At 47.6% G+C, this 16,184-nt stretch carries 17 protein-coding genes; 6 read left to right on the forward strand and 11 right to left on the reverse strand.

Features of this window, described 5'->3' with window-relative positions; all coding sequences use genetic code 11:
* The first annotated feature begins 60 nt into the window (after positions 1–60).
* Entirely contained in the window at positions 61–936 is an 876-nt protein-coding gene (locus OM978_RS19725; protein WP_264344113.1) for a transporter substrate-binding domain-containing protein, read from the forward strand.
* On the opposite strand, the gene OM978_RS19730 is transcribed toward OM978_RS19725, so the two are convergent.
* Positions 933–2,228 carry a nitrate regulatory protein gene (locus OM978_RS19730; protein WP_264344116.1) on the reverse strand — a complete coding sequence of 432 codons (1,296 nt, stop codon included), beginning with the start codon at positions 2,226–2,228 and terminating at the stop codon, positions 933–935. The genes OM978_RS19725 and OM978_RS19730 overlap by 4 nt on opposite strands.
* Positions 2,229–2,266: 38 nt before the next feature.
* Between OM978_RS19730 and OM978_RS19735 the strand changes: the two genes are divergently transcribed.
* The 3 genes from OM978_RS19735 to OM978_RS19745 all read left to right on the forward strand — a co-directional run bounded on the left by OM978_RS19735 (position 2,267) and on the right by OM978_RS19745 (position 5,230).
* Complete coding sequence (locus tag OM978_RS19735; RefSeq protein WP_264344117.1) at positions 2,267–2,422, forward strand: hypothetical protein; 156 nt, start codon at positions 2,267–2,269, stop codon at positions 2,420–2,422.
* A 238-nt stretch (positions 2,423–2,660) separates the two neighbouring features.
* Entirely contained in the window at positions 2,661–3,515 is an 855-nt protein-coding gene (locus OM978_RS19740; protein WP_264344118.1) for a formate/nitrite transporter family protein, read from the forward strand.
* Positions 3,515–5,230, forward strand: coding sequence for a bifunctional protein-serine/threonine kinase/phosphatase (locus OM978_RS19745; RefSeq protein ID WP_264344119.1), 1,716 nt, complete (start codon positions 3,515–3,517; stop codon positions 5,228–5,230). The genes OM978_RS19740 and OM978_RS19745 overlap by 1 nt, the downstream gene beginning before the upstream one ends.
* A 22-nt stretch (positions 5,231–5,252) precedes the next feature.
* On the opposite strand, the gene OM978_RS19750 is transcribed toward OM978_RS19745, so the two are convergent.
* The 6 genes from OM978_RS19750 to OM978_RS19775 form a co-directional block, all read right to left on the reverse strand.
* A complete protein-coding gene (locus OM978_RS19750; RefSeq protein WP_264344120.1) occupies positions 5,253–6,461 on the reverse strand; it encodes an alginate export family protein in 1,209 nt (402 codons plus the stop codon).
* Positions 6,462–6,559: 98 nt separating this feature from the next.
* Positions 6,560–7,438 carry a uroporphyrinogen-III C-methyltransferase gene (gene cobA, locus OM978_RS19755; RefSeq protein WP_264344121.1) on the reverse strand — a complete coding sequence of 293 codons (879 nt, stop codon included), beginning with the start codon at positions 7,436–7,438 and terminating at the stop codon, positions 6,560–6,562.
* 44 nt (positions 7,439–7,482) lie between these two features.
* Entirely contained in the window at positions 7,483–7,842 is a 360-nt protein-coding gene (gene nirD / locus OM978_RS19760; RefSeq protein ID WP_264344122.1) for a nitrite reductase small subunit NirD, read from the reverse strand.
* A 1-nt stretch (position 7,843) separates the two neighbouring features.
* Entirely contained in the window at positions 7,844–10,417 is a 2,574-nt protein-coding gene (gene nirB / locus OM978_RS19765; RefSeq protein ID WP_264344123.1) for a nitrite reductase large subunit NirB, read from the reverse strand.
* A gap of 326 nt (positions 10,418–10,743) precedes the next feature.
* The gene (locus tag OM978_RS19770) at positions 10,744–11,142 is read right to left on the reverse strand and encodes a biopolymer transporter ExbD (protein WP_264344126.1); all 399 of its coding nucleotides are present in this window, start codon (positions 11,140–11,142) and stop codon (positions 10,744–10,746) included.
* A gap of 39 nt (positions 11,143–11,181) precedes the next feature.
* The gene (locus OM978_RS19775; protein ID WP_264344128.1) at positions 11,182–11,910 is read right to left on the reverse strand and encodes an SIMPL domain-containing protein; all 729 of its coding nucleotides are present in this window, start codon (positions 11,908–11,910) and stop codon (positions 11,182–11,184) included.
* A 302-nt stretch (positions 11,911–12,212) separates the two neighbouring features.
* Here OM978_RS19775 and OM978_RS19780 point away from each other — a divergent pair, with 302 nt between their 5' ends.
* Together OM978_RS19780 and OM978_RS19785 are read left to right on the forward strand one after the other, a co-directional pair.
* Positions 12,213–12,692, forward strand: coding sequence for a hypothetical protein (locus tag OM978_RS19780; RefSeq protein ID WP_264344130.1), 480 nt, complete (start codon positions 12,213–12,215; stop codon positions 12,690–12,692).
* A gap of 432 nt (positions 12,693–13,124) precedes the next feature.
* Positions 13,125–13,373 (forward strand): hypothetical protein, encoded by a 249-nt coding sequence (locus OM978_RS19785; RefSeq protein WP_264344132.1) that lies wholly within the window; start codon positions 13,125–13,127, stop codon positions 13,371–13,373.
* A gap of 70 nt (positions 13,374–13,443) precedes the next feature.
* Here the strand turns inward: OM978_RS19785 and OM978_RS19790 are convergent, their stop codons facing one another.
* The 4 genes from OM978_RS19790 to OM978_RS19805 form a co-directional block, all read right to left on the reverse strand.
* Positions 13,444–14,406, reverse strand: coding sequence for a S41 family peptidase (locus OM978_RS19790; RefSeq protein ID WP_264344133.1), 963 nt, complete (start codon positions 14,404–14,406; stop codon positions 13,444–13,446).
* Between the two features lie 36 nt (positions 14,407–14,442).
* Positions 14,443–14,868 (reverse strand): hypothetical protein, encoded by a 426-nt coding sequence (locus tag OM978_RS19795; protein ID WP_264344134.1) that lies wholly within the window; start codon positions 14,866–14,868, stop codon positions 14,443–14,445.
* Positions 14,869–14,938: 70 nt separating this feature from the next.
* The gene (locus tag OM978_RS19800) at positions 14,939–15,214 is read right to left on the reverse strand and encodes a hypothetical protein (protein WP_264344135.1); all 276 of its coding nucleotides are present in this window, start codon (positions 15,212–15,214) and stop codon (positions 14,939–14,941) included.
* A gap of 43 nt (positions 15,215–15,257) precedes the next feature.
* Positions 15,258–15,527 carry an FAD-dependent oxidoreductase gene (locus OM978_RS19805; RefSeq protein WP_264344137.1) on the reverse strand — a complete coding sequence of 90 codons (270 nt, stop codon included), beginning with the start codon at positions 15,525–15,527 and terminating at the stop codon, positions 15,258–15,260.
* Between the last annotated feature and the right edge of the window lie 657 nt (positions 15,528–16,184).

Consider the following 16,184-nt stretch of genomic DNA (forward strand, 5'->3'; position numbering starts at 1 on the left):
AGCTAACCTTGCAGCTGAAATGTTCTATAGTTTCTAAATCAATGCCATGGAGTGGATACAATGTCTGTGATGACGGCCCGGTTTTATCTCCACTTTCTACCTGTTCTTTTGCTGCTGCCAGTTTTCAGCAGCGCACAACCACAACAAGTGATCTATTCATGGCCCATGTCTATGTTGGGTGACGCCCGTGGCAGCTATCCCATTGCCTTATTGCATTTAGCGATAGAAAAATCAGGTACAGAGTATCAGCTGGTCCCCAGCGGGCAAGTGATGACCCAACACAGGACCTTGCGCCAGTTGGGTTCTAAAAGTGGACTGGATGTGGTCTGGACTATGACCTCCCCAGAGCGGGAAAAGGAACTTAAGCCCATCCGTATTCCAATAGACAGAGGTTTAATTGGCTGGCGTTTGTTGCTTATTCACAACGATAACGAACAAAAAATTCAGCAACAGGATGAAAAGCAATTAAAAACCAGTCCGTCTATTCAGGGCAGTGACTGGCCGGATTACCCTATTTTAAAAGCCAATCATTTTCGGGTATTAGGCAGCGGCGACTTTGACGCTATGTTCAAAATGCTGCAGGCCAAACGTATTGATTATTTCCCACGATCAGTCACGGAAATCTGGCCTGAGCTGCAACAAAAGGTAGGAATGTCGCTGAGTGTTGCGCCGAAATGGGTGTTACATTACCCGGCTGCTTTGTATTTTTTCGTGCAAAAAGACAATATCGAACTGGCCAATGCCATTGAAATAGGGCTGTTGCGCGCCATTGAAGATGGCAGTATGCAGCAACTGTTTTTACAACATTTCAGCAGCGCCATACAACAGGCCGATTTAAAATCCAGAACTGTGATTCAACTGAATAACCCGCTTCTTCCAGCCGAAACGCCTGTGCAAAACAAAGCGCTGTGGTTTGACCCACAACTGGGTTACTAAGGCGAAGTGTTCACAGGCTTTAACGCTTTCACCACAGCATCGGCCACATCGACAATACGACACTGCTGTTTCATCGCACTTTGCTGTAATTGGCGATACGCCTGCTCTTCCGTCAGTTTTTTATACTGCATCAGCAATAACTTAGCGCGGTCGATTAGCTTTTGTTCGTCGATAGCACGGCGGGCATCCGTCAGCTCTGTATGCATCTGGCGGATATGTTGCGCCTGCTCAGACAATAACTGATAAAAAGACCGGCTGGGCGCTTGCACTGTGGGTTCAGTCTGGCCCGCTGGCGCCACAGAAGCGCCATATAAACCTGGCATACTGGGGTCTATTAATAAGGTTAAGCCTGAACTGGCGGGCAGTTCGGTTAATTCGCTGAGTTCTGTCAGTTTATGCTGATGTTGCTTTAACTTCTGCTGCGCCGCTTCAACTGTGGCTGATGTCAGTTGCTGCAATTGTGCTGTGAGTCCAGCTTGCAACAGATGCATTTCATCCATACGTTCAGTCGCAAACTGATACCAGAGATCACTAACCGCAGGCACAGGAGCGGCAGTACCGGACAACTGCTGAATCATAGTGCGCAACTGGCGTAGTTGTTTTGCGGCTGTAGCATGCTCCAGTTGGTGCCACTGCTGCTGTTGTTCTGTAGTAGCAAATTCCAAAAAAACAGCACAACTATGTTGCTGCGCCTGTTGTAGTAATAATAAACGCTCGGCCAATTCAGTCGTGAGCTGGCCCGATGCCAGCCCCATAGCTCCCCAGGCGCGTTCCTGCCCGGCGTATTCTTTGGTTTGCAGTAAGTTAAACAACGCCACCAGAAAACGGGTAATACCAGCGTCACAAGCTAAATCAGCGGATTCCAACACCACAGCGAGCCAGGCTGCAATTAAACGGCTATAGGCTTCAGTGGCCTGTAATGGTGTGATTTTTTGCAGCTGTATTTGTTCACGCAGTCCGGCCAGATGATCGACCCCCTGCAAAGCCAAAGAGATACCGCTGAGTAAACGACTGCTATGACAAGGCTCAGCCCCTTGCAGATACTGTTTATTTAATGCTGTACGCAGTTGCTGCTCGGCCTGCACACTTTGCAGTAACTGCTGTTGACGCTGCAAAGCAAATAGCTCGCAGCCTGACGCCAGGAAAATATTACTGATGCCACGCTCACGCTGCAGTTGATGCACCAGCTCACTGATACTGGTCACCAGTAAACAACTGGTCGAAAGCTGCTGCAATGCTTTAATTTCAGCTTGTTTAGCGGCCAACAAAAAGAGTGCCGTTGTATGATTCATGGATCACTCACAGAGCTTTACATCACGAAACTCTAGCAATGGTTATTCCACGCGTGCAGCAACGGCTGCCAGAGCGCGTTAATGCTGGATTGTCAGCAAAAATCGGCATTTTTGTTGCAAAGCACAAAGCAGCAACGCCCCGTAACGGTGCAGAAAATGCACAACAATGGCACCTTGCCGTGGCGTTTCTCTAAAGAGCACTTTACGAAAACTAAACAAAATCAATGCATTGATATAAAAGCATCAGCTGGCATTAAAGTTGCTCTGTTAAAAAGGCAGAGGTGGTAAGCACCTCCCCAATACTACAAAAAACAGTTTCAGGACAAAGGCGTCCCGAGATCTTCTGGCAACAGAATGATCCGGACGCCTTTTTTGTTTTTAAAAAAACAGCACCTGAACAAACCAATAGCAACAACAGGAAAAGGTGAACCTATGGCTTATTTAGTTCCAGCCGAGTTTGTGACCAAAATGGTCGATGCAGGCGAATCCAAAATTTTTATGTCTACCCGCGATACGTTGATCCGCTCTTATATGGCGGGCGCTATTCTGGCTTTGGCTGCGGTTTTTGCGGTCACAGTGGCAGTCCAAACCGGTTCCTTTTTAGTAGGTTCCATGCTGTTTCCCGTAGGTTTTATTATGTTGTACCTGATGGGTTTTGACTTATTAACCGGAGTTTTTGTACTGACACCGCTCGCGTTATTGGACAAAAGACCTGGCGTCACAGTGCAAGGGGTATTACGTAACTGGGGGCTGGTGTTTACCGGTAACTTCCTTGGAGCTTTAACAGTCGCCGCCATGATGGCTTTTGTGCTGACTATGGGGTTTCACACCGAAGCAGGGCCTGTAGGTACCAAACTGGCTGGTGTAGGTGAAGCCCGTACTTTAGGTTATGCCGAACATGGTGTGGCAGGCTGGATGACAATATTTCTGCGGGGCATGTTATGTAACTGGATGGTGTCTATGGGTGTGGTGGGCGCTATGATTTCCACTCATGTCAGCGGCAAAGTGATGGCCATGTGGATGCCTATTATGTTGTTCTTTTTTATGGGTTTTGAGCATTCAGTGGTCAATATGTTTCTGTTCCCTTTTGCCATGATGATGGGTGGTGACTTTTCAGTGATGGATTATCTGATCTGGAACGAAATCCCAACGGCTTTAGGTAATCTGGTTGGTGGTTTAGCTTTTACCGGTTTAACCCTGTACAGCACTCACTATAAAACTGCACCAAAACGTAACCTGACAGCGAAAACAGCTGAAAGCCCTGTCGCTACTCTGGCCAAAGCCTGATGATGTTGCCAGGAGCCTCGTTACAAGTCTCCATAGGCCAGCACTCCACTGCTGGCCGAAAAGCGTTAAATCAGGACAGCTTTGGCGCTTATGTACCCAAAGAACCTGAACTAAGTAGTAAAGGTATAGTGCTGGCGGTAGCCGATGGCATCAGCACCAGCACAGTCAGCCAGATTGCCAGTGAAACAGCGGTGAAAAGTTTTCTGGATGATTACTACTGCACCAGCGATGCCTGGTCAGTACCTCATGCCGCCTTGCAAGTGCTCAAAGCCAGCCATAACTGGTTGTACGCCCAAAGCAGGAATGGCCCTTTTAGCTCAGACCCGGACAAGGGTTATGTCTGTACTTTTAGTGCCTTAATTTTAAAACAACGCCACGCCCATTTGCTGCATGTCGGTGACAGCCGGATTTATCTGCTACGTAACCAGCAACTGGAACAACTGACGCGGGACCATCGCGTCTGGCGAGGCAGCAGCAGTTTTTTAAGTCAGGCACTTGGCGCCGGCGCTGTGCTTGAGCCCGATTATCAGAGCATTCCTTTGCAACAGGGTGATTTGTTTCTGCTGGCAACGGACGGTTTATTTGAAGTTTTACCTGCGGCTGAACTGATCAATTTACTGGCAACACAGCAGGATTTAGCATTGCTGGCCCTGCAACTGACTGAAGCAGCTTTAGCTGCAGGCAGCGAAGACAATATAACGCTGCAATTGGTACGTATTGATCAGTTGCCTGCCGACAGTAACCTGCCCATTTGCCTGGATCAGCAATTGCCTTTACCCCCTTTGCTGCAACCAGGCGATAAGCTGGACGGCTTGCAGGTAATAAGGCCACTACAACAAAGCAGCCGCAGCCATGTTTATTTGGTGTTGGATACAAGTACAGAGCAGTTGTTGGTACTCAAAGCTCCTTCAATAGATTTAGCCGAACAGCCGGATTATCTGGAACGGCTGATGCGCGAAGAATGGATAGCCAAAAGAGTTCACAGCAACCATGTAGTACGTCCGGCCAGTATTAACAGGCCTCGTACTGCGCTTTATACCTTATTTGAGTATGTCGAAGGCCAGACCTTAAAACAGTGGCAACTGGATCACCCCAGTCCCACTTTGGAACAAGTTCGAGGCATTATTGAACAGCTGGGGAAAGGACTGCAGGCGTTGCACCGCAGCGAAATTCTGCATCAGGATATCCGACCCGACAACCTGATGGTGACACCTCAAGGCATAGTCAAAATTATCGACTTTGGTGCTGCCAGACTAGCGGGATTACAGACCGATGACGAAGTAGCGGGAGATATTCCAGGCACAGCTTTGTATACGGCGCCTGAGTATTTTTTAGGTTTGGCAGGCACAGAGCGGTCGGATTTATATTCGCTGGCGGTGCTTACGTACCAACTGCTGTCCGGCCGTTATCCTTATGGCGCTGATGTGGCTCGAGGTAAAAGTGTTAAAGCACAGAAAAAATTGTGCTATCAGTCGGTATTAAGCAAAGATAGCGAGCTGCCGGTCTGGCTGGATTTAACCTTAGAAAAAGCGCTGCAACCCGACCCAAATAAACGCTACCAGGCTTTGTCTGAGTTTTTATACGACTTACGCCACCCCAATGCGGAATTTCAAAAACCATTGAGTCTGATTGAACTGCATCCGCTTTGGTTTTGGCAATGCCTTTGTGTAGTGCAGGGCTTAGTGATCCTCTGGTTAGTGGCTGCTCAGAATTAAGCAGGCAGCCACTTCACTTGCTTTAATACTTAGCTAACCACTGCAACCAGAACTTGCTGGTATCTGTATGCAATGAATTCGCCTGATAATCGGCATATTTCAGTAGTACCGCATGCTGCGCATTCAGGGTATAACTCAGCTGTAGATCCAGCTCTTTGCCATAGTCAGCTTTTCCATCAACGCCACTTTCTGCCGCATCCAGCCAGTGGTAAAAGGCTATCAGCTCCAGCTGGTCCAGTTTATAACCCGACTTCAGGTACTTATCTTTAATGCCATTCGCCGGCGTCGCCAGAAACTTATCAGCAAAACCCTGGAACTTATGCAAAGTAGCGAGTGGTGTCGAAAAACCAACGCTGTTGTCGGAGCCTAAGACTTCAACGCCCACGCCACTTTGCCAGGCTCCTAGCCAGAAGTTTGCTTCCAGAGTCCAGTACTCTGCATCATACGAATTTGGGTTATCACCAGCGTCCTGCTGTAATGCATAAGAGCCATACAGGGTATAACGACTGCTTTGGGATAAAGCCTGACTGTACTGATAATCCAGCCCCAGTGTTTGATTGGACACTAAAGGTGCATCGTCAAATTCCATCTGATAAACAAAAGCACCGAGCTGATGATTAGCGTTTGGCTGGTAACGTAAATCCAGCAGATGTAAATCCGAACTCCAGTCGCCTTGTGGGCTTTTGCTGCCAAAAACCCGGTTCACTTTACTGCTGTAGCTATAATCCAGTTTGAGTTCAGCAGATAAACTGGCCTGATAACGCACTGCATCAAAGGTCTGTTCGTTTTGACGCCAGCCTACGCCACCGACAAAACGTTCATTCGCTAAGTTAATACGCTGACGGCCAATTTTTAGTGTCTGCTCACCGTTTTGATACATCACAAAGGCCTGATTTAAATCAGCGCCAGCAGGGTCAGCCACCACCGGATAAGCAGTTTTGCCATTGATACTGTCGTTGTAATTTTTATCCCCTAAAGCCGCCACATAATCAAATTCACCACCTGCCGACCAGCCATGGCTCAGGTTTTGTGTCAGGCTAAAACGCGATAATAGCGTGCTGGCCAAAGCATTTTCGGCAAGACCGTCCTGGTCCACAGCTTCTAACCGATAACGGAATAACATCTTTAGTTCTGGTGCAATGAAAGCGCTGGAAGCGGCATCAGCAGCATGGACTGAAATCGAAGTACAAGCGGCCATTACAGCCAAAGCGGGTAAAGAATAACAGCGCATAAGGATCCATTCTGTTGAGGTTAATTTTTGGCAAAGCTTCGCCAGCTGGCGCTTAGAAAGCCGCCAGAATGCAAAACGATTGGGGTTTTAGTTTTTAGTTAATTTTCTACAGTCACTTGCTGTAGCAGGCTTAAGTCCACCTTCATCCGCTGCTTTAGTACCTCGCCCACCACAATTAAAGTTGGGCCAGCCAGAGGAAAAGCAGCAAGACGCTCACTGATATCAGCCAAAGTGCCCTGTAACTGGGTTTGCTGGGCTGTACTGACCTGATCCAACAGCGCTATAGGGGTATGATCCGGCCAGCCGACAGAGACTAAACCGGCACACAATTGCTGTAAGCGGTTGAGTCCCATATAGACCACTAGTGTTGGATTAGAGCCATTGGCTCTGTACTGATAACCAGACCAGTCGGGTTGTTTGGCCGGGTCGGCAAACTGCGCCGTTAAAAACTGCACTGAAGTTGCACAACCCCTGGCTGTTAACGGAATACCACAATAAGCTGAAGCAGCGCAGGCACTGGTGACGCCTGGCACTATCGCAAAGGCGATACCAGCCTGTTGCAAAGCAGCTGCTTCTTCCGAGACACGGCCAAAGATCGCCGGGTCGCCGCCTTTTAACCGCACCACTAAACCACCTTGTTGACCGTATTGCACCAGCAACTGGTTAATCTCTTGTTGTGGCATCGCATGGCAGCCAGCTCTTTTACCCACAAAGACTTTTTTGCAGCGTCGCGGTGCTATCGCCAACAGCTCAGCCGAAACTAAGCTGTCAAACAACAGCACATCAGCTTGTTGCAATAAACGCTGGGCTTTGACGGTAAGCAGCTCAGGATCACCAGGCCCTGCACCTATCAGCACCACCTGGCCTTTGCCTGCTGGTTTCTGCTGCTCTGTTTGTGCGGTTTCACCTTTCCAGTTCCAGCCTGATAGCCAGGTCCCTGCCAGTGGTGAACGAAATAAATTACTGATTACACTCATACACTATCTCCCCTTGTCCTTTGCCTTGACCCGTCATTTTCAGATCAGGCAGCTGAAGCCTGTTGGTTTTGTTTTATTGCATTCAGCCACACCCTGCCCTGTTGCAGTTTCACCCCATACACAGGGATCACCACTTCAGGTTTTTCTAAGCACTGGCCACTGGTCAGGTCAAAGTGCTGTTTATACAAAGGTGAAGCGACCACTATCTGCTCACCTAAAGAACCCACCATGCCCCGTGATAGCACATTGGCTTCACCAACCGGGTCGTAATTACCAACCGCGTATATCTGCGGTTCGCCTTGCAGCTCCAGCAAAAATACCGCCACCTGCTGGCCATTCAGCAAAGCGCAAATGCCACTGTTTTCGACTAAGTCTTCAAAAGCACAAATATCAGTCCAGGCCATGTTAGTTCTCCTCTGCTAAAGCCTTTACAGGCACTTCGATAATAGGAATTTGCTGCAACCACTGACGTTTTTCTGCTGCCGTAGCTGGGCGGATTTGCGCGCGTTCTTCGACAAAAACGATGTTTTCATCCGCATCAGGGCTATTTACAAACTGGCGGAAACGTTTCAGCGCTTGTGGGTCGTCCAGCGTGGCTTTCCACTCACAGGCATAAGTATTCACTAAGGCCGCCATCTGGTTTTCCAGCTCTGCGGCTATTCCCAGCTCGTCGTCGATAATGACTTTACGCAGATAGTCCAAACCGCCATCCAGCTTTTCCATCCAGACTGAAGTGCGCTGCAAACGGTCGGCAGTGCGGATATACAACATCAGAATGCGGTCTATGTAGCGAATTAAAGTGTCGGTATCGAGGTCGGTAGCAAATAAGTCGGCGTGGCGTGGTCTCATGCCGCCGTTACCGCAGACATATAGATTCCAGCCGTTTTCGGTGGCAATAATGCCAATGTCTTTGCTTTGTGCTTCAGCACATTCGCGGGTGCAACCCGACACTGCCATTTTGATTTTGTGTGGCGCTCGTAAACCTTTGTAGCGGTTTTCAATAGCTATGGCCTGACCGACACTATCCTGCACGCCATAACGACACCAGGTACTGCCAACACAAGACTTCACGGTACGCAGCGACTTGCCATAGGCATGGCCTGTCTCAAAACCCGCATCGACCAAACGCTGCCAAATGGCAGGCAACTGCTCTAAACGGGCACCAAATAAGTCGATACGCTGACCACCGGTAATTTTGGTATAGAGATTAAAATCCAAAGCCACCTGACCTATCACCAGCAGTTTTTCTGCGGTAATTTCGCCACCGGCAATACGCGGCACTACTGAATAAGAACCGTCTTTTTGCATATTGGCGAGAAAGGTATCGTTGGTGTCCTGCAAACCTATATGAGGCTTTTTCAGCACATAATCATTCCAGCTCGATGCCAGAATAGAACCCACAGTTGGCTTACAAATATCGCAGCCCAAACCTTGACCGTGGCGGCTTAACAGTTCGGAAAAGGTTTTAATACCACCCACCTGAACTAAATGCAGCAGCTCCTGACGGGAATAAGCAAAGTGTTCACAGAGGTGATTTTTCACTTCAACACCACGGCTTTTCAGCTCGTCATCCACTACGGATTTGAGCAAAGCCGTGCAGCCACCACAACCAGTACTGGCCTTAGTGCAGCTTTTGATACTGACTAAATCGCAGCAGCCAGAGTCCATAGCCGCCACTATGTCGCCCTTCGCCACGTTATGGCAGGAACAAATGGTCGCACTGTTGGGTAAAGTTAAAGCCGCCAAAGGCGCGCCGGACGCAGCAGGTAAAATCAGTTGCTCCGGCTGTTTTGGCAGCAACATATCGTTTAAGGCGTATTGCAGCAGGCTATCGTAGTTACTGGTATCGCCCACCAGCACAACCCCCAGCAGGCGTTTACCATCTTTGCTGACTACCATTTTTTTGTAGACTTGAGCCCGAGGGTCGGTAAACACATAACTTAAAGCGCCGGGTGTTCTGGCATGGGCATCGCCAATAGAACCCACTTCCACACCCAGCAGTTTCAGCTTGGTGCTCATATCAGCGCCAGTAAATTTGTGCCCGCCACCTGTCAATTGACTTACCACAACACGCGCCATCTGATAACCGGGCGCCACCAGCCCAAAAATCTTTTGCTGCCACAAGGCACATTCACCTATGGCATAAATATGGGGGTCAGACGTCTGGCACTGATCGTTAACGACTATTCCACCACGTGGGCCACCCGGTTCGCCGACAACTAAACCACAGCTGCGCGCCAACTGGTCATAAGGCCGGATCCCTGCGGAAAACAGCACTAAATCTGTCTCTAAGCTTTCGCCATCGGCAAACTGCAACTGATAACGACATTCAGCACCAGCTACTATGGCTTGCGTGGCTTTGCCGGTATGCACTTGCACACCCAACTCTGTAATTTTCTGGCTGAGCATCTGACCGCCGCCCTGGTCCAGCTGCACTGCCATCAGTTGTGGCGCAAACTCCACCACATGAGTTTGTAAGCCCAATTGTTTCAACGCATTGGCCGCTTCCAGCCCCAGTAAACCGCCACCTATTACCACCCCGACTTTACTTACAGCAGCACTTTGCGCTATCGCATCCAAATCCTGCAAAGTGCGGTACACCAGACAATGCGGTTGATCATGACCAGGAATAGGCGGCACAAAAGCATAAGAACCAGTCGCCAGCACCAGCTCGTCGTAATAAAACTGCCCGCCCTGACTGGTCACCACCAACTGCTGCTCGCGGTTGATGTGCTCCACCCAACAATTTAAACGGTACTGAATACCAGCGGCCTGATAGGCTTCTTCTGTCGTCAACGCCAGTTGCTCTGCGCTGGTGCCGCTGAAATAGCCGGATAAATGCACCCTGTCGTACGCCAGCTGAGCTTCACCACAAAGCACAGTAATTTGCGCTAATGGGTCTTTGGCACGTAATTGATCAACAAAATGATGTCCCACCATACCGTTGCCGATCACCAGAATTTGTTTGGTCTGCTGCATTTTTATGTCCTTAAGGCCTTTGGCGGCTGACTCGACAGCCAAATTTTGCCCATAAAAAAAGCCCAGGCCTGAACCACTTAAACAATGGTCAGAACCTGGGCTTCGTTGCCCGTGCACAGTCAAAACTATGCACTTCAATTCAAATTGTGTTGCGTTCGCTTCAGCAAACGCATTGGTAAAACTCGCCAATAACCAAAGCACAAAGAATGCCAGTTTATTAACTGGCTGATTTTATTGAGTAATGGCTAATTTATGCGCAAGTGACTATCAAAACCTTGCGTTGAATTGGTGCAAGACGGCACCGGATTGAGGCAGGGATCAGATAATTAGTCTTGTATCACTGAAATCCTGCACTCTGCACACTGTTGTTTCACCAGCGCTAATAACCGCGCAACTTGACCATGAGGCACATCTGCCGCAGCAGTGACAATCACCTCGTCTATTTCATGGCCTTTACGGCCAGAAAACTGAAAAAAGATATCCTCCAACTGTGACTCGTCGTTCTCTGCAGTGTCGTAATAGGCACCACAGGCCCCGGTGGCAACCCGAATTTTGTCACTTTTCAAAGCTTCAAGCTTTAGTGCTAAAGAACCTTTGCAATATCCACCACTAACCTTTTCCGGATGCTGTACGTCTATTCCTGTTGCTACAGGCCGCCAACTTAAAACGGCCAGCAGTAACACCAACAATAAAGAGACAAAAGCAAACTGCGTCGCTGAATTCATGCCTAACTCCTTACTGCCAGAATAAGATAAATAAAAGCCTTACTTCAGGGTATAGACCACATAAACAACAGCACTGGCTTTCATAGCGCTGACTTCAAAAACAGCTTGTCGCCGGACGCCAGTTACGGATAGCTCGTCGAAAGATTCACTGCTCAATGCTCCATCTATTGATTGAGTTGGCGTTAAGTTGTATTGCGCTTCCGAACGAGTCTTAAACTCACTAATCGAATAAACATCTTTGATTTTTTTGTCCTGAGTCGCGGCCATATCTTCAGCCTTTTGTCGTGCTTCTTTTAACGCCAGCATAGCCACTTGCTTTTTAATCGCCCGCTCATCTTTTATCACGCCAACACTATTCAAAATATCGTTGATGCCTGCTTTTACCAGTACATCCATTAACAGGGAGTATTTGGCTGGCTCAGGTAACGTAATTTCCACAGTCCAGCCAACTCTTGTACCTTGAGGTATTTTCTTCTTATTTTCATAATCATATTCAACTTCAATACTCAAAGGTGCAGCACTAATGTGTTCTTTCCCTATGCCCAAAGGCTGAAGTGCTAACAACAGAGCCTTGGCTTTTTGCTCCACCCTTTGCTTGGCCAACTCCGGGTCCATATTTAGTTCAGTGATATCAACAGTCGTTTTCACCTGGTCCGGATACACCAGTTGCTCCGCATAACCCTCGACATAAATATGAGGCTCAGTTGGGATCACATTGGCCAATGTGGGCAAACTTAACCACAAACAAAAACCTATTAGCTTTTTCATATGCTCTCCTTGTCTCATCCAATCAGGCGATTATGCTTGAAGCTAATTTACCGACATTTTGGGGAAACACCAACTCAACCTATTGATATTTTTGAACACAACGACTGACCGCTACCTGGATATAAACCCCCAATGTTCGAGCGCTGGTTTCAGTAATAATCCGTTTGGAACAGCGACAGGTTTTGGTAGAACATAGGGAAAATCTTATTGCAGAAAGGTTAATAAATGAGTTAAATAGAGTTGTAAATCTGACGCTTAGTAAAAATTAGTACTAAGAACCCTGGGTTATTCAAGGAAGAGTTATGCAAAAACCCCAAATCCTCTGGAGAAATCAAACTCCATCACGTTCTTCGCTAAAACTCGGCTGGAGGCAGCTCAGCAGCACTGCCAAATTGGCGCTGATTACTTTTAGCCTGTTGTACCTTAGCCTCTCCATTTATAGCAGCCTCAAACAGCAGAGTGCTTTTAGCATCGCGCTCTGCCTGGTGTCGATAAGCTCTATGATCATCATGATTTTGCATGCCAATGGCTTTGCCAAAGACAAGCTTGGCAGTCTGATGAATCAGCTTAAAGCAGAAAACAACAAGATCTGGGTAGGTGATTATCAACTGCCGGATACAGTACGCAAAGTGGTGATAGGACGTATGGATATTCAGGGGCCAGCCTATTTACAGCTGGCCTGGAATCAAGGACATCAATGGATATTTCAGCTGGATGAGCTGCAGCAAGTACGGCATTTTTTCCGCCAGCATGCGCCTCAGATTGACATCGTCAACGAATAAACCACAAATTGCTGCAGAACACAGAACAATCTGGTGATTTAGCAGAATCCTCGCTCATGCTTCGTGAACAATTAAGCAGCAGATTCGATGTCAGAAAAATCCTGACGATTCTTATATTCGAAGCATATTTTTCAAAATTAACTCATTTTTTATCATGCAATTAGAATAAAAGCCCATTTGGGCATCAAATGGGCATTTGCCACAGCCAAGTTCCAACCTACATTTAACACTTAGTTAACCAAAAGCAAAGCTATCCGTAATACACAGAATCCGCACAAAAGCTCGTTTTAGTCCTGAGATGTTGAACATGAGCAGGTGCTGATTTTGGACCATGGGGCTCTGCTGGTTGTAGGCTGAGTGTCGGACTTTACTACCTATAACTTTGTAAAAATGCAGGAGGGAGACCTCCTGCATTGCACTATGGAGTTCATCATGGACGCACCAAAACCTTTTTACTCACAAGATGTTAAAAATCTATCGGTCTGGGGATTTGCATTCAAACATGGAATTTTCAGGCTCAGTGGAGAAGCTGTTTGTGCTGTCTGGCTGCTATTGCTGCTACGTAAAACAGAACTTACCGAATTAGAATTTGTTGTGCCTTTGATCCTTTGCCCGGTCATTTGTTTTCTGTACGCCATGTTCGTGTGGTTTGTTAAACGCCGCTCGCAGAGTTCAGAGTGATATTTCGTGGTCAGTTCAGCAGCTAAGATTCCGAGAATGCCAGCAGCAGTTGCTGCTGGCTCTTTCTTTTCTAACGGCCCTTATTCGCCAACCGTAAAGCCGTATACAACGCCATCTCTGCCGTCACTTTTATATTCGGTTCCACTCCAACACCTTCAAAGTTAGTGCCTGTGACTGGATTGATCGGCCTGTACATTGGAATGCGCACAAAAAGCCAGTCGTTGACTTGAGCTGCGCCTGTGTAATGAGCCAGACCAACGCTGGTTTCACCTATCACTACAGCACGACCAAGCTGTTGCAGCGTATAGCTGAAAAACTCACCCGCACTGACCAGCCCGTCACTTTGCAGAATGTACAGCGGCTTAGTTTTTAGCAGTTCTGAATCCGGCACGGCCAGGCTTCGTACTTGTTCTGTACTTTTGCCATTGCGATCCAAAAGGTCCCATAACAAGGTGCCTTCCGGCACAAAGTGGCTAATCAAATATTGAACCAATTGAGGCGAACCGCCGCCGCTGTCACGCAAATCAATCACAATATGATCACTGTGGCTTAGAAACACCAATGCGGCATGACCGACTTTATGCGCTTCTTCGGCCTGCCAGAACTTATGCAGCTTCAGATAACCCACATTACCCTGCAGAATACGCGCCTGTTCAAAAGCAAAGTTATTGATTTTGCGCTCTTCTGTCTCGGTTAAACGATGTGAAACCCCACCTTGTTCAGCTATTAACGCCAGATTCAAATGGCCATCACCACTGTATTGACGCATTAAAGCGCCAACCTTGTCAGCAAACTGCTCCTGAGTGGTGATAGCAGCCAAAGCACCATTTTGCTCTTGCTGCTGCAACAGCGCGCTGACTTTTAGCGCAGTTTCGGGGAATACATACTGTTGATTCAATATATGAACAATGCCATCAATACTGGCCGCACGTTCGGCTGGAGAAAGAGGGGTATTTGCCTGAACAAAAAATGGAAAAACGACAGCAAGAATCAGCGCCCAAGCAAGGCACTGTGTTTTTAATAAAGAAATCATAACTACCTCAAATTACTGATAAAAGTTCTGTAACACCTATAAATTCAGTGATTTGAGTGAAAGCTGATAATAAAGCCGTTTTTTATGCAGATTAGCGTCGTGCCATAACGACAGCCGAAAACGCCGGCCAGGGCCTGCGCGAATAAACCAAAGCAACAGCAGAAAACACAAAGGAAGTATCAGGGGAATTAACACCAAAGCCAGCTTGCCAAACTCCAGCACCAGCTGGTAATCCGCTTGTTGTTTCTGATGCAAAAACAATAAGGCCGGGCTGCGCTGAAGTTGTTGCAACAAAGGTTCTTCGCCTGTATCGGCAGGCACAGTCCAAAGTTGCTGATACGCAGGCCCGATCGGGTCAGGTTCAGCAGCTGTATGCAAAAAAGCCAGCAGCCAGACCAAAGCACAGCTCGTCAGCAGTAGATGCAGCGATTGAAACAGCCTTGTGTTTGGTTTGAGTTGCATAATCTATCTTTCCGATCGTCGTTTAGCAGATATAGGTTGTGTTGTAGCTGAAAGCAAGCTCAGCCGCACGTTAATATATCCAGCCATCGTCGCAGTTGGTGGTGTAACCCAGATCCTGCATTTCGCCTAACAACAGCGATGCATCTTCATCGCCAGCTTTTTGCGCTTGCTGCAAATAAAGCATCCCTTTGTTCTTGTCCTGATTGCAGATCAAGTAAGCACCGAACCAAGACATCGCAGCTTTATGTTTGTGCTCAGCTGCCCACTTCATCCATTGCACAGTATCTTCACGAGCTTCACTGGCGCGTGCCAGTCTGTATGCGGCGTCCGTGTTTTGAAAGCCCACTGTTTCAACGCATTAGCCGCTTCCAGTCCAAGCAAACCGCCACCTATCCCCCGCCGATTTTGCTTACAGCTGCGCTTTGCGCTATCGCATCTAAATCCTGCAAAGTGCGGTACACCAGACAATGTGACTGATCATTACCAGGAATAGGCGGCACAAAAGCATAAGAACCTGTCGCCAACACCAGCTCGTCGTAATAAAACTGACCGCCCTGACTGGTCACGACCAACTGCTGCTCGCGGTTGATTTGCTCCACCCAACAATTTAAGCGGTACTGAATATTGGCAGCCTGATAGGCTTCTTCTGTTGTTAACACCAGCTGCTCTGCACTGGTGCCACTGGGTCTTTGGCTCGTAATTGATCAAAAAAATGGTGCCCCACCATGCCGTTGCCTATCACCAGAATTTGTTTGGTCTGCTGCATTGTTATGTCCTTAAGGCCTTTGGCGGCTGACTCGCCAGCCAAATTTTGCCCATAAAAAAAGCCCAGGCCTGAACCACTTAAACAATGGTCAGAACCTGGGCTTCGTTGCCCGTGCATAGTCAAAACTATGCACTTCAATTCAAATTGTGTTGCATTAGCTTCGGCCAATGCACTGGATAAACTCTTACAAACTCTGATAGAACCAAAGCACAAACGCTAGTTTATTAACTGGCTGATTTTATTGAGTAATGATTAATTTATCCGCAGGAAATTATCAAAAGCTAGCGTTGAATTGGCGCAAAATGGCACCGGATTTTTAACGGACATAGATCTAGAGGTAGTTTTTCTATTTTGAGTTTTGTTGTAAAAAAGCATCGCAAAACACAATAGAAAACTCAAAAAACAAAAAACTAATCATTCATGCATAACAACACGCAAATTTTAAATTTTGCGTGTTGTCTGACCTGCAGCAAGAGCCTTACTTCAGGGTATACACCACATAAACAACAACAACACTGGCTTTCATTGTGCTGATTTCAAAGGGAGGAAG

Origin of the sequence: Rheinheimera sp. MM224, assembly GCF_947090785.1 — a bacterium.
Taxonomy (GTDB): Bacteria; Pseudomonadota; Gammaproteobacteria; order Enterobacterales; family Alteromonadaceae; genus Pararheinheimera.